7 protein-coding genes and 3 pseudogenes are annotated in these 14,832 nt (G+C 58.1%); 9 read left to right on the plus strand and 1 reads right to left on the minus strand.

Features of this window, described 5'->3' with window-relative positions; genetic code table 11:
• Positions 1–159: 159 nt before the first annotated feature.
• The 5 genes and pseudogenes from ABIA40_RS01440 to ABIA40_RS01460 all read left to right on the plus strand — a co-directional run bounded on the left by ABIA40_RS01440 (position 160) and on the right by ABIA40_RS01460 (position 6,747).
• Positions 160–876 (plus strand): SDR family oxidoreductase, encoded by a 717-nt coding sequence (locus tag ABIA40_RS01440; protein ID WP_404538453.1) that lies wholly within the window; start codon positions 160–162, stop codon positions 874–876.
• A gap of 642 nt (positions 877–1,518) precedes the next feature.
• Positions 1,519–2,625 (plus strand): ABC transporter substrate-binding protein, encoded by a 1,107-nt coding sequence (locus tag ABIA40_RS01445; protein ID WP_404538456.1) that lies wholly within the window; start codon positions 1,519–1,521, stop codon positions 2,623–2,625.
• Between the two features lie 250 nt (positions 2,626–2,875).
• Positions 2,876–3,970: an ABC transporter ATP-binding protein gene (locus tag ABIA40_RS01450; protein ID WP_404538459.1), complete on the plus strand. Its 1,095-nt coding sequence runs from the start codon at positions 2,876–2,878 to the stop codon at positions 3,968–3,970.
• 21 nt (positions 3,971–3,991) lie between these two features.
• A complete protein-coding gene (locus ABIA40_RS01455) occupies positions 3,992–5,491 on the plus strand; it encodes an ABC transporter permease subunit (protein WP_404538462.1) in 1,500 nt (499 codons plus the stop codon).
• Positions 5,492–6,308: 817 nt separating this feature from the next.
• Positions 6,309–6,747 (plus strand): annotated as a pseudogene (locus tag ABIA40_RS01460) (nuclear transport factor 2 family protein).
• 199 nt (positions 6,748–6,946) lie between these two features.
• Here the strand turns inward: ABIA40_RS01460 and istA are convergent.
• Positions 6,947–8,359: pseudogene (istA, locus tag ABIA40_RS01465) on the minus strand (IS21 family transposase); the annotation flags it as partial.
• 745 nt (positions 8,360–9,104) lie between these two features.
• On the opposite strand from istA, the gene ABIA40_RS01470 reads away from it, so the two are divergent.
• The 4 genes and pseudogenes from ABIA40_RS01470 to ABIA40_RS01485 all read left to right on the plus strand — a co-directional run bounded on the left by ABIA40_RS01470 (position 9,105) and on the right by ABIA40_RS01485 (position 14,390).
• Entirely contained in the window at positions 9,105–10,022 is a 918-nt protein-coding gene (locus ABIA40_RS01470) for a 3-hydroxyacyl-CoA dehydrogenase NAD-binding domain-containing protein (RefSeq protein ID WP_404538465.1), read from the plus strand.
• Between the two features lie 720 nt (positions 10,023–10,742).
• Positions 10,743–12,224: a 3-hydroxyacyl-CoA dehydrogenase NAD-binding domain-containing protein gene (locus ABIA40_RS01475; protein WP_404538468.1), complete on the plus strand. Its 1,482-nt coding sequence runs from the start codon at positions 10,743–10,745 to the stop codon at positions 12,222–12,224.
• A 449-nt stretch (positions 12,225–12,673) separates the two neighbouring features.
• Positions 12,674–13,315, plus strand: a pseudogene (locus ABIA40_RS01480) (CoA transferase); the annotation flags it as partial.
• 277 nt (positions 13,316–13,592) lie between these two features.
• Positions 13,593–14,390: an SDR family NAD(P)-dependent oxidoreductase gene (locus ABIA40_RS01485; protein ID WP_404538471.1), complete on the plus strand. Its 798-nt coding sequence runs from the start codon at positions 13,593–13,595 to the stop codon at positions 14,388–14,390.
• The last annotated feature ends 442 nt before the right edge of the window (positions 14,391–14,832 follow it).

Below are 14,832 nucleotides of genomic sequence, written 5' to 3' on the forward strand. Positions count from 1 at the left end.
CATCCGCAGCAATTCAGCACAACGCGCGCACTGAACAACGAATTCCTTTAATTTCTACTGATTTTTGAGCAGCTTTTGCACTGGGCGTCGCTAGGATCTGAAAAGAGCAGTGCGTGCTGCGTTGGCCGTAAGCACCACAGTTATAGAGGCGTTCGTTAGATGACAACAGTTCTAATCACAGGCTCGAACCGGGGGCTCGGATTTGCACTCACAAAGGAATACGCGGCCGATGGGGCAAACGTAATCGCCTGCTGTCGCAACCCAGCCACGGCCGACGCATTGAAGAAACTTGCCGCATCTTTGTCGGGGCGCATGCGAATTGTCGAGCTCGACCTAGGTAGCGAAGCCTCAATCGCGTCCATTAAATGCACGCTCGGTGATGAACCGATCGACATTCTCATTAACAATGCGGCGATCGTGGGCCCGAAGGATCAGTCGCCCACCCGCATTGACTGCGAAGGCTGGATAACCACGCTGCGCGTCAACGCCCTCGGCCCAATGCTGCTCGCGCAAGCCTTATACGAGAATCTCAGGCGCGGAAGCGAGAAGAAGTTGGTGGCGATCAGCAGCAGATGGGGTTCCACAAGCGCCGATCTTCCGGACGCCCGACATAGGTACGCCTTTCGAGCTTCGAAGGCGGCGCTCAACAACGGCATGCGCGCGCTTTCGCGTGACTGGGCGAGCGAGGGCGTACTAGTGGGCATACTTCACCCAGGTTACGTTCGGACTGAAACTGCGGGTGCAGCTGCCCTTGCGTCCTCTACCTCCATCTCGCCGGAAGAGAGCGCGCGCGCACTTATGCGCCGCATCGCCGAGCTCACGCCTGCCACCAGTGGTGACTTCCAGAACTACAAAGGCGAGGCGCTTGCATGGTGACGTTCGGCGCTACTTTGTCCTGAGTGAACGAGGCAAAGGCCCCCACGTCGTAGCAGCCAACATCATACATTTTGTAACTCGGCCAGCAAGATTCATGGCCCGGCTAACGCTTCGACTGACTACAGACTAACCTCTGCGCCGAACCATCACTCCTCTAAGGGGTGGTCGGCGTGATTATATTCGGATGCTGAGCTTTCACGAGCCGCTCGGGCTCCTCGTGGGGCTGAGACGAAACACATCGACGCCGCGCTCGCACCGTTCTTTGTGGCAGGCTTGAGCTGACAAGCTGCACAGAGAGGTCGCTTACCGGACAATAGCCGCTTTTGCGCGGTCTCTGGCACGAATACTTCAGTCTTCGCGCCAGTGCGGAGAGGACGGATCTTGTCCTACCTGACCCGAAAGTCAGCGGTAAAAGCTTAACACGGCCTCCAACCATAGTCAGCCGCAGTGCGTGTTTGGTCTGCGTTTTACTGGAGCATGCGACACTCTCACCCTCCCTTATTTGGCGGACGAAAGACTTCGTACTATACGGGTGATGCGCAGTATTCCGCTGTTGCAATCCTTACGTGAGGGAAATTCCAGCTCTAGATGATGCTACCATTTGGCCGAACGGTGAGTATCGAATACTTGGGAGGGCAGCGAGTGAGCCATTTGGTCAGCCGCAGACGCTTACTTCAGGGGAGTTCCTCCGCAGTACTTTCGGGTGTGCTGGATTCAGTCACGGGCCACGCGCTGGCGCGATCGCCGGAGGAGCTGCGAATTGTAGTTGGAGGAGGTGATTGGGGAAAAGCGAATATCGAAGCTTATGTCAAACCTTTCCAAGCCGAGACCGGAATTAAAGTTACGCCCATTACCGACCAGACCAGCTTGGCACAGATCGAGCTGATGGTGACGACCAAGAACGTTTCGGTGGACGTAGTTGGAGCAAATCTAGGCACCGCTTTCACTGCGGCAGCGAAAGGTTACCTTGAGGAGATCGACTACTCGATCTATAAAAGCGAGGAGCTGGCCGGGATAGTAGATTTCGCCAAGAAACCCTGCAGCGTGCCTGCGCTGATCTATTCCTATGTCATGGTCTACAACACCGAAAAGTTCTCAGCCCAAACACCGCGGCCGACCTCGTGGACCGAGTTTTGGGAGGTCAACAAATTTCCTGGTGTACGCGTACTTCACTCTGGCCAATTGGGGACTGAGGGTCCCTGGGAGGAAGCGCTGCTGGCGGATGGCGTGGCTCCGGACGCCCTCTATCCGATGAATATCGATCGCATTTTCGCCAGCCTGAACAGAATTAAGCCACACGTTCGCAAGTGGTGGACCGTTGGATCGGAGATCCAGCAGATCATGCACGACAAGGTGGCCGACGTCATGAATTCTTATGACGGGCGGGCTGGGCTGTTGATCGACCAGGGCGCGCCGCTTGAGATCAACCGAAATCAGAGCAAATTGAGCTGGGACTACTGGGCCATCCCAAAGGGTAGCCCGAATGTACAGAATGCGCAGAAGTTTATCGAATTCGCGACCCGCGCCGACCGCCAGGCGGCCTTCGCCCAGCTTATTCCGTACGGTCCGACCAATCTTAATGCCTACAAGCTTATACCGGAGAAAGTGGGTCGTAGACTGGCCAGCCATCCCGACTACATGGCGCAGAGCATTCGGGTCAACATGCAGTGGTACGGTCAGACTGGTCCGGATGGTGTATCCAATGCCGAGCGGCTCCGCGAGCGCTGGAACGATTGGATCCTACTCTAAATTAGAGATCTATCGGCTGCGAGTGACTCGCCCAGGGGCTTCCTCGCCGGCCGGCTACCGTTTTGATCTGAGATTTCGTGGTGGCATCATGCGTGTTCGAGCGGATGGAATGACTTGTTTGGCTTCACGCTGATTGCCGCCAAGTGAAACGGCACGCCGGCTCTTCAGGGTAGCCCCTAGGCGGGCTCCCTCAGAAGAACGTGCAGCTCTAGAGTCGACTAGCCAATCAGGGTTGTTTGGAGCATTCGTGATGATCCCGCCTATCAGAAGTCCCATTTCGCTCGAAGAAAAGGCAGCGTTGGAAAAGAGCTCGGATGCCGCACAGATTGAATTCTGCAACGTAACAAAGATGTACGGGCAGGTGACTGCGGTCAGAGACCTGTCATTGGCCATTCGTCGCGGCGAATTCCTGACCATGCTCGGTCCGAGCGGCTCTGGCAAAACGACAACTCTGATGCTGCTCGCGGGTTTCGACATGCCTGATCACGGAGACATCCTGATTGGCGGAAAGTCTGTTGCCGCGGTGCCATCTTATCACCGCGACCAAGGCATAGTGTTCCAGAGCTACGCGCTGTTTCCGCATCTTACGGTGCGCCGGAATCTAGAATTTCCCCTCGAGATGCGCGGTATGAAGGCCGCTGAGAGGACAAAGCGGGTCAACAGCATCCTTGAACGTGTGCACTTACGTGAGTTCGACACACGCGTCCCATCGCAACTCAGCGGCGGGCAGCAGCAACGCGTGGCGCTTGCTCGGGCGCTGATTGCCGATCCGCCACTCCTCCTGTTGGACGAGCCGCTCAGCGCACTCGACCGTAATCTGCGTGAGCAAATGCAAGGTGAGATCAAGAGCTTGCATCAGGAGTTCGGCATTACCACAGTTTGCGTGACTCACGATCAGGAGGAGGCACTCACGCTCTCAGATCGCATCGTTGTCATGCGCGAAGGGCGTGTCGAGCAAACTGATACGCCGGAGACGCTCTATGACTGGCCAGCGACGCGCTTTGTGGCAAACTTCATGGGCGAGGCCAACATTCTAGAAAATCCTTGTTTCAGGATCGAAGCCGATGAACGCCAGTCTCCGGGAACCGTGCCTATGATCCGACCAGAGCGCATCTGCATCACCAGCGCAGACAAAAAAGTGGCCGATAAGGACTATCGCCAGTCCGTCACGGGTACTGTCATCAACATGATCTATGCTGGCCCGCTACGTAAATACAAGGTGAGCGTCGGGAGCAGCGTCCTTGTGGTGCGGGAACATGTCTCATCAGGGCAGCACACCTTTCGAGCCGGCGAGGCTGTGCGGCTCGATTGGCTGAGGTCCGATGTCCGCTTCGTAGCAACGTGAGGCGCTGGGAGAGCATTGCAGATGAAGACGATTCGGAAATTGGGTCAAATCCCCATCGCCCTCACTGTGCCGGCATTAGGCATTCTACTTGTTGTTTTTGGCATGCCGATCGCTCTGCTCTTCTTGAAAAGCGTAAATGCGCCGGCTTTGTCATTGGCCAACTATCAAGCGTTTGTCGGCCACACCGCCAACCTTCGCGTGCTCTTCCAGACGATAGAAGTCAGCGTGGTGGCCACGACATTCTGCCTCGTCATTGGCTATCCGACGGCTTATCTGATTGCGGCCGCTCCAAAGCGCGTTCGCTTAACGCTCACCGCGCTCGTCATAATTCCCTATCTGACGAGCTTATTGGTCCGCACCTATGCATGGATCGTTATTCTCGGCGATCGCGGCCTTATCAACAATCTGCTGCTCGATCTCCGGCTAATCTCTAGCCCTCTACCTCTCATTTACAATCGCCTTGCCGTGTATGTTGGCATGGTGCACATTATGCTGCCAGTAATGGTCCTACCGCTGGCCAGCGTCATGCTGGGTATTGACAAGTCGCTGTTGCCCGCGGCCCGAAGTATGGGTGCCCGCCCATTCGCCGCCTTTTGGCGCGTATTTTTCCCGCTGAGCCTGCCGGGCGTACGCAGCGGCTCACTGCTGGTGTTCGTGCTGTGCCTTGGTTTCTACATCACGCCGGCGTCCCTCGGGGGCTTGCGCGACGCTATGTTATCGACGTTCATCGCGGCGCAGGTCTCGAGCTCGTTCAACATGGCGCGAACCGCGGCGTCGGCCTTCATCCTTCTGGGCATCGCGGCGGTCGTGCTGTCCCTGTTCGGACTCGATCTCTCAGGAACGCAGCGCGATGCGGCGCGACATTCATGGCAGTCTTGGTATAGTTTCTCGCGTTTATTCGGCGCGCTGACTCGCTATTTCAATGAGATAACCGCTCCGTTTCGCGCCAAGCGTTGGGCGGCCAAGCTCTACCAGCCCCGGAGCAGTAGCCACTTGTGGTCAATCATCGGCACGGCGTTCGTCGCACTTGTCATGTTCTACTTGCTCTTTCCTAGCCTTGTAGTCATCATTATGTCTTTTAGCGCCGACACGCTTCTGAAGTTTCCACCCTCGGACTTTTCGTTAAAGTGGTATCGTTCCTTCTTTGATCATCCCTCCTGGACCGCCGCTACCTGGACTAGCATCGAGATCGGGATCGCTGTCGCTCTTCTGTCGACATTCGTCGGTACGCTCGCGGCTTTTGGCCTCAATCGCACTTTTCCGCGGCTGCGCAGTTTCGTGACAATGCTAATCCTGACGCCGATCACCTTGCCGAGTATCGTCGTCGCCATTGCGGCCTATCTTGGGCTGCTGAACCTAGGATTGATCGGCTCGAAGACCGGCATAGTCGTGGCGCACAGCATCGGCGCAATCGGTTATGTCGTCGTAATCGTCTTGGCGACCCTTTCAAATTTCGACCCACGGCTGGAAAAGGCTGCGAAAAGTATGCGAGCCGGGCCCTGCGGACCTTCGCGAGGATAACATTGCCGCTAATCCGGTCTGGCATAATTGGAGGGGCTCTCTTCGCGTTTATTCACTCATTCGACGAAGTTGTCGTGTCATCGCTAGTCAGCGGGCTTTCGGTCCGCACACTGCCGTTGAAGATGTGGGAGAATATGCGCCATGAGATCGATCCGACGATCGCTGCAGTGGCGTCATTGCTTGTACTTCTGCCGCTGCTCTGGCTGCTGGCCATCTACGCTACATGGTGGCGGTCGAGTCGAAGGCTCAGCGCAAATCTCCGGGCCACCACGGGCTGAGCTGAAAACGTCAGCTGTCGTCAACGTGGTTGCACGATCGGCAGGTTGACACCACTCAGACTAGGTTTGCGATAATCCGCCGCGATCAGACATTTGCGGCAAATCCATCGAAAATCCGTTTGCAGTCGACAGTTGATCGCTGCCATCGACGATCCTCACTTGCGCGCTCGCCAGCGATGGCGTCCGCCAATCCGTGCTCGACCAATCGCGATGAACTTCTGCGTCTTGGGAGCGAATTGAACCTAATCTAGGCGTGTGTCCCCAGGAACTCACTGACTTTCGTCTTCGCTACAACGTAAGATTCTATTTCTTCGTAGGCGCCCGATGAAGAGTCCAAAGTCGGCCAACGAATGACGAATCCAGCAACAGCACGTTTCCTGCCGATGAGCCCCGTTAGTTCGTTGCCTCTGCGGAAGAGGAAACGCGTTGTTTGATTCTCGAGTCCCCAAGCAATGAGGGTGGCGCGACGACTTGGAGTACCCAGAACTCGCGGCCCCAACAGTACTCTCTCTTCGACGCGGACTTTAGAAGGAACACGAATGACAGAGCATTGCTTCTGGCGCTTTTCGCGCGCATTACACCGCGCGGTCAATGACGCATCTTAGTGTGATTGAGCCCTCATCGCCGAAAAGGCTAGCTGGGCACTCTACGGACCAATCAAACATGTTTCCGTTTCTGGGCGCGCGGCATGGCAGGCAAGCCGTGCTCGATGTGATTGGTCGCCTTTCCGAAAGAATTCAGATCCGAAGTTTTGATCGCGAGAGGACAATACTCAGGGTCGATTCCGCTGCGTCCATGCTTCGGTGTTGCCTGATGGCGCGGACGTCCGACAAACCAATTGCATTGCGCGTGGCGCAGTTCGCTCAATTCGAAGCCGGTCGGCTCGTCGATATGCGCGTCCTCCTCGATACGTTCGATCTAGTTGAGCAGGCAATCGGTCGCCCAATTCAGCTCCCGACGACCTGCCGGCCGAACTGAGGAGCAACAGCACTTGTTCAAAGGAGTCGGTTGACAGAGCATTCGTAGGCCGATTAGTCGTAGGCTTCGGCCGTGACACGATTATGGTCTAAATTGGTGCTCCCCTACAATTTCGCGGTGAGGCGCCGGCTGGGGCTGATATATGAGAATACTTCTTACTAGCTCGATTCACGCTGATGCAGGAGCGCTTCTCTGTCGCCACGCGGAGGGCGGGGTCACGTTGACGGGCCAGGATATTGAGCACGACATCGGCGAAATGGACGCTGTGACTGAGCGCTTCGGTACAGGCTGCTTCCACCGCGGGCAGACCGTCGGTCAGCACCGCGTTGAGGATGTCGACCATCTGCCGATTGCCATCGTCGGTGCTGGCAAGCTTGCGCCGGATCCCCTCGATCGCCGCCGGCAGCACCCAGTCTTTGAAGGGAGCACCGTTGCGCAAGGCGCCGGGTTTGCGGACTAGCACCGGCACATAATGCCAGGGGTCGTAGACGGTAGCGCCGCGGCCAAAGGATCGCGGGTGCTCGGCAACGATGCGTCCATCCTGACGGATCACGATGCGATCGGCATAGGCTTGAACCTCGACCGGTCGTCCGACTGCGCTGGCTGCGACCGAGTACTTGTTGTTGTCGAAGCGCACCAGGCAGGTCTTCGAGGTCGATGCCGTCACCGCCTGGAAGCCGTCGAAGCGGCCGGCATAGGGAACGAGTTTGGGGCGTTCGGCTTCGAACACGTCCCAGATCGTCTGATCGATCAGCTCCGGATGGCGATGAGCCTTGGCGTAGGCGATGCATTTGTCGAGCAGCCAGGCGTTTAACTCGTCCAGGTTTTTGAACCGCAGCCGCGGCGTGAAGAAGCGTTCCCTGACCAGCCCGACCTGGTTCTCGACCTGCCCCTTCTCCCAGCCCGACGCTGGCGTGCAGGCGACCGGATCGACCGGATAGTGGCTGCACATTTGCAGGAAGCGGCGATTATAGCGACGGTCCTTGCCGACAAAGATGGTCTCGACCGCCGTCTTCATGTTGTCGTAGATGCCGCGGCTGCAGGTGCCCTTAAACAGAGCGAACGCCCGGTCGTGGGCGTCGAATACCATCTCCTGCGTCTCCGGCGGATAGCCCCGCACGAACAGCATGCGGCTGTGACAGAGCCGGACATGGGCGGCCTTCACCATCACCGTGGTGCCGCTCAGCAAGACCACCTCGTGGCTCCAGTCGAACTGGTAGGCTTCGCCTGGCGCAAAGCTCAGTGGGACATAGGCTGATGCTGTCGATTGCCCGCGTTCTTTGCTCCACCGCCTGGCGTGACGCCGCGCGGCATCGTAACCGCCGTCATAACCACGGCCGCGTAGCTCTTCGAAGATCCGGATCAAGGTCAGTTGCTCACGCGCCGATTTACCCGCGTTCGCCGCCAGCAGCCCGTCGAGCTCCGATGCCCATCGCCCCAGCTTTGGTCGTGGCTGCACCTGCCGCTCGTACTCGAAAGAGGTCTTTCCGGACCTCAGCACCTTCCGGACCGTGTTCCGCGACACCTTCAGGTCGCGGGCAATCTCCTTGATCGTCTTGCCCTTGATGAAGTGCTCGCGCCGAATCCGCGCAATCGTCTCTACGACCAGCATCCCCAACCACCTGCTTCATTCCAAAGCAGGCAGCGCAACAGACCTAGCAAAAGGGGGTCAATTTTGGACGCCGATCCCCCGCCTTAGGGGGCAATATTGCAGGCCGAATGACAGTCTTCCTTGGAATGCATGTATGCCCGAAGGGCAACATGGATCTCGGGTTCGGCGAGCTCGCGAAGGCGGGCCTCCGCCACGAGGACGCAAGAGCTCGCAATCGGGCCACCTTCGAAGGCGCGCGCCGGACCGAGTCACCCGGTCGACTTCAATGCGAGCTATACAGAGCTATCTCTCGGCGGCCAGCCCCAAAGTGACAGCGAGAACTCTCTGGATCACGGCGCCGGGCAGCCGCACGCTAATCGCGCGGAGAGTTTGATAGCCGTGCCGCTGAGGGATCAGGGCTGCGTTCCCCGCAAGCTGGTACTGTGGACGCTCTCTTGCCGGGAGTTCGCAGGAGCCCCCGCCTGCGGTTGTATCCTGCGCAACCTTAACGAACCGCGGCGGATTCCGGCAAATTGGCGACTGCTTGGCAACTTTGCGCCGCCGCTTTCGCCTATATAGCGTTCTAAATAGTTGCGAGCGTGCGCGTGATGCGATTTCGCATGACTGGAGTGCCTGAAGGCCGGCCGAGAGGTGTATGGGCTAAAAAGGATTGCCGGAAGGGAGCTGCCGCTTTCGAGCAATTGCCCCACTATGCTTGTGCTGGTTGCTGGTTGCCAATGGTTAAAGAGGAGATTTGCGCCTGATCATGACTGATCGTAAACATACAGTCGCGGTTCTGGGCTGTGGGCTCATCGGGCAGAGTTGGGCGGCTCTCTTTACTGCCTACGGCTATGATGTCATCGGTTGGGATCCGGCGCCGAAATCGCTATCGGCTATACAAGACCAGATTGCCCGATCTCGCGACCAAGTTCGCCTCCCGGAAATAGCTCGTTTGAAAAGAGGATCGTTCCGGCTTGTAGACACTCCCGAAGCCGCGGTTGCGAGCGCTTTCTGGGTCCAGGAGAACGCCCCTGAATTGGTGCCAGTCAAACTGGAGCTTTATGAGCGCGTAGAAGCAGCGGCCAGCTTTGACACGGTCATTGCGAGCAGCACGTCGTCCTTGACGTGGTCCCAGCTCGCGACTGGGTTAAAGCACAATCGTCGCTTTATCACTGCACATCCGTTCAATCCACCGCACATCATGCCGCTCGTGGAGATCTATGCGGCTGATGAAGATGTACGAAGGGCGGCTGTTTCATTCTTTAAGAACCTGGGTCGCGAACCGGTCGTCCTCTCACGCGATGTGGTCGGTCACATCGCAAACCGGTTAGCGTCGGCCCTTTGGCGTGAAGCTGTCAATATTATTGCAGAAGAAGTGGCCGATGTCGCGGCAGTCGATGCAGCGCTCGTGCATGGGCCGGGACTGCGCTGGTCTGTGGTCGGTGCACATATGGCTTATCATCTCGGCGGTGGACCGGGTGGTATAGAACATTACATAAAGCATCTTGGGCCCAGTCAGGAACGGCGATGGTCGGCTCTCGGCACGCCGCGGCTTACGCCGGACGTCTGTGATCGACTGGTGCGCGGTGTCATTGCTGAAGCGAACGGTCGTTCAGTTGCAGAACTCGAAGCAGACCGCGATGCCTCTCTGTTGAGGGTGTTGTCTGCGCGAGAGCAGCGATGATTCCTTATTTCTTAGCCGTATGAAAGCGAGCGTCCGCAAATCGTTGCTCATAGGCGTGGTGACGAATCCGTCCAAATGATATGCCTCGGGGTAGCGCTCTAGAACGAAATTGTGAGATCTCCCATGTTCTCGCTCTTCGCTCGGCGAATACAACGAGGCGAGCTGATCGGGGCTAGGTGCGGCTTCGTCCAAGTGTGTTGCTATGTCTATTGGTTTCCGCGAAGAGTGCGTCGCCCTCAATATGCTCCCGACAAGCTTGCCAAAACGCATCGATAATGTGCGCGCAATGTAGATGGTCGGAGCGGCGTTTCTATCTTCAACCTAATCAGATGAGGTGTGCAGGTCGATGCGCACGGGAGCCAGATGCTGATTGGTTTGATGATCTAAATGATCTAGCGGAATGATGCAGCGCGTGCTTGCCACTGACGGCCGTTCGCTGCAGCACGCCAGCCATGCGGCCGCTCGATCTATCTCGGCTATGCGCGTGCATCCTTATAGTTCGTTGTGACTTCTAGTTCGTTGTGACTTCGCTCGGTTCACGGCCAATCCTTGACAAGACAAACCTTCACGGGTTGCGGTGTAGGCGCAGAATTACTGCGCTAGGAGAGAGATATCGCTCGAACAGACATCATTGGGCTCGGTACAAATTCTTCGAGGCGAAGCTCGTCCCTGATGTGGCCCGGTGTCCACTTCTCGAATTCCAAACCTGAGGAGTTAATAGTGGTGCTTGAGAGATCGAATCCTGCGGATAAGCGACCGCGCGCTGTCGGGCTTCTCGGGGGCGGTGTGATTGGCGGGGGATGGGCGGCGCGCTTCATCCTCAACGGAATCAAGGTGCGGATCTACGATCCGGCCCCTAATGCAGTTGAACATGTGCAAAAGGTAATCGACAGCGCTCGACGAGCCTATCGACAGCTGACGCCGGTCTGGCTGCCGCCAGAAGGAGCGCTGACGGTGGTCGAGTCAGTGGCGGAAGCCGTGCGCGGCGTAGACCTCGTGCAGGAGTCCGCACCGGAGCGCCTGGAGTTGAAGCAGCATCTGCTCGCAGAAGCCGCCCGCGCGGCGCCGCACGGCGCCCTGATCTGCTCCTCGACCTCGGGTTTTCGGCCGTCGTTGTTGCAAGCTGAGATGGAGCAGCCGGAATTCTTCCTCGTCGCGCATCCGTTCCAGCCCGTCTACCTGCTTCCATTAGTTGAATTGTGCGCCGGGGAGCGCACGGTGTCCGAGGCGGTGGAGCGGGCGGCGGCTATCTATCGCGCCATCGGGATGCACCCGCTTGTGGTGCGCAAAGAGATCGACGGGTTTATCGCCAACCGGCTGCAGGACGCAATCTCCCGTGAGGCGCTGTGGATGGTACATGACGACGTCGCGACCTTGCAGGAGATCGATGATGCGGTCCGCTATTCTTGGGCGCTGCGCCGCGCGGTGATGGGCTCCTACCGGATGGCCAATGGCGGACCCGGCATGCGTCAGTCCATAGCTCAATGGGCATTCAAGTGGCCGTGGTCGAGGCTCACCGAAAAGCCGGATATGGATTCGGACTTTTTGGACAAGGTGGCCGAGCAGGCGGATGCACAGGTCAAGGCTGATCCTCTGCCGCTGCCCACCGAACAAATGCGAGATGACTTGCTCGTCGCGCTGCTGCAAGCATTAAGTTCACAGGGCTACGGACCCGGCGAGACCCTTGCGAATTGGGAGCAGGAGCTCCGCAAACTTGCTCCCGAGCCCATCAATGAGTCCGGGCCGCTCCGATTGCCGATCCTGGAGGTGTCGGCTCGTTGGCTCGACTATAACGGCCACGTCACGGAAAGGAGCTACCTCCAGCTGTCTGGCTTCGCGCTCGGCAAGCTGTTTAGACATATCGGTCACGATGCTGACTATCGAGCCAAAAGTGGCAGCTACTACACGGTCGAGACGCATATGTGCCATCTCGGGGAACTGCACGCCGGTGATCGGGCCGAGGTGCTCACGCAGGTTCTCGGCGTCGACGACAAGCGGTTGCATCTCTTCTATGTAATCCGGCGCGAGGGCGACGAGAAGCCGGCTGCAACCGTCGAGCAGATGCTGATTCATGTGGACGCCGTGACCAAGCGTGGCGGGCCAGTGAAGGGCCGCGTGCGCGAGCGTTTGCTGGACTTGGCGCGACGGCACGCCCAGCTGCCCCGTCCGGAGGGGGCCGGCGCAAGCATCCGGATGCGCTGAGAACGAGTGCACTATGTCAGTTCATCGCCGTCGGCAAACGCAAGATCGGAATGGACCCAAACGGTGACAGGACCTGAGCGGCGAGGCGAGCGATGTGCCGAGCGCCTAAGCAAATCGCTCATTCGGCCATCGAGGTCACAGGCAGGCGGATAGGCTATGCACGCGCACGTGCGTGAGCTTGAGCTCCGAGAGGGAGCGCTGGAGCCCGCGACATCTATTCCTTGATCTCGAGACCTCGGCCCTCGTTGCTGCAGTCAAGATGAAGCGTGCTCAATGCCTTCTCGTCGACAACCCGTTAGGGGCGGCTAGGAAACCGAATGGCTAAGTTGGGTGCAAAGAGCAAGGACACGGCCGTCGGCCGGCTCGGCCGCGAACCATCCGAGGCCGCGCCGCTCGCTGGGGTACGTGTTATCGATTTCGGTCAGTACATCGCAGACCCATTGGCGGCGATGATCCTGGCGGATCTAGGTGCCGATGTTGTCCAGGTAGATCCACCTGGTGGTCCGTCGTGGGATCACCCGGGGACCAACATTCTGAACCGGAACAAGCTGAGCATCGCCCTCGATCTCAATATACCCGGAGACATTGAGATCGCTCGCCGGCTCGTCGCGACAGCCGACGTCGTCATCGAGAACTTCCGACCTGGCGTCATGGATCGCTTCGGACTTGGCGCAAGCGAGTTGTCTGCGGCCCTCCCGCGGCTAGTCTACCTGTCGTTGCCAGGCTTCGCCAGCAGTGATGCTGGAGCTCGCGACATTCCTGCTTGGGAAGCGATTATCGCCGCCGCGGTCGGAGGATTTATCGACGCGGGGCTGAATCGCATTTTGATGGGCGTGAAAGCGTCCTACACTGCATTGCCGCTCGCGTCAGTCTACGGTGCCGTATTGGGCGCGATGTCCATCGTGCTCGCTCTTCATTCGCGTGCTAGGGACGGCCGTGGCGATATAGCGGAGGTACCGCTCGCGGCAGCGCTGTCGGAGGGTTTGGCCTACAACCCGATGCGTATCGAAAGACTGCCGGCGCGCTATAAGGGTGTCCGCGAGCGCGAGATAGAACGGCGTCGGCAAGCCGGGTCGCCTTTCGATCTCACTTACGACGAACTAGAATCCTATCTTGGTGCTTTATACCGGCATTACCGGTGCGCAGACGGCCGCCAATTTGACTTCCAGGCGAGTGTTCATGTCAACCACACGAAGCGCGCACTGGATCTGCTCGGTGTCCTTGAACGCCGGCTGGAGTTTTTGCGACTGCACCACAGCGGCCCCGTGAGGGGGCCATCGCAAGCAGCCTGGTGCCATTGAGCATGGCAGCCTGCGCCGGAGTTGATACTCACTATTCGCAACAAACACCGCAAGAGGGGTAATGGTCATGACTAGCACCACAGGTCGCGAATCTCCTAAAGGTGAGAACGGCTACGAACAGCGATCCCACGCCCTTGGATGGTCACTCAAGGGCCGAGTCGCGCTCGTAACTGGCGCGGCAGGAGGGCTGGGGAGGGCCGTTGTGGCTGAACTATCTGAACGGGGAGCGGACGTGCATGGTGTAGACATCGTTGGCGAGGGTGTCTTCCACGCGGATCTTTCGACTGCGAGCGGAAATAGGGAAATGGTCACCCATGTACTCGAGACCGCTGGGCGCCTCGATATCCTCGTGTTGAATGCTGGCGACCAGGTCATCGCACCGCTCGACCAGTTTCCAGAGGTCGAATGGGAGCGTCTCAATGCCGTGATGCTGGACGGACCGTTTCACGCGCTGAAGGCGGCGTGGCCAGCTTTGACCAGATCCGCTGGTGGTCGAGTCGTGGTCACGGCATCAGTATCAAGTTACAGGGGCGCACCCAAGAAAGTTGCATACACGGCCGCAAAACATGGCGTTCTCGGTCTGGTCCGTGTTGCCGCGCGGGAGGGCGGCGTCCATGGCCTTACTGTCAATGCCGTCGCGCCGGGCTGGATGGATACTGGGATAATGCGTGGTCAACTACAAGCCCAGGCGGCAATCCTAGGTAAGAGCGCCGATGAGGTCATCGCGCTATTCCGCTCGTCACAGCCCGGCGATCGTTTCGTCGAGGTCCATGAGGTCGCGGCAGTTATTGGCTTTCTTGCTAGCCCCTGTGCTTCCGGAATAAATGGCGAATGCATCACTATCGATCTGGGTGCGAGCGCCTGATCATAACACCAGCTATATCTGTCGCCACAGCAAAGGTGGTTCACTTGATGTTTCGCAAATTTCCACCAACCTGAGTCGGGATAAGCGCACCAATCATTGCAAGCACAGAGCGGCAAGATGAAACCAAAGGAAAGGATGGGAGAGGGTACAAAGGACATCAGTACGGTTGATCTCGGTACAACAATGGCCATAGATACCAAAGCTCGCGCCTGAGCCAAGTCAAATACGATTACCTTGACGCTCGTCCGAGGAAGAAATCCCGCAACGGTTCACCAAGCTAAGGTATCCTCCAAGTCGATGACGATGTGTGTTCGCAAGAACTCGTGGACGAACTGTATCCAGGAGCCGGAAGAGCATCGTTTGGGGGCGGCATAAACGTCGGGTGAAAGTGAGTGTGAGATACCGGCTGTAGGGTCGCCCGCTTGCAAGGCAACTCATGTTG

The organism is Bradyrhizobium sp. USDA 223 (assembly GCF_044909005.1).
Taxonomy (GTDB): domain Bacteria; phylum Pseudomonadota; class Alphaproteobacteria; order Rhizobiales; family Xanthobacteraceae; genus Bradyrhizobium; species Bradyrhizobium yuanmingense.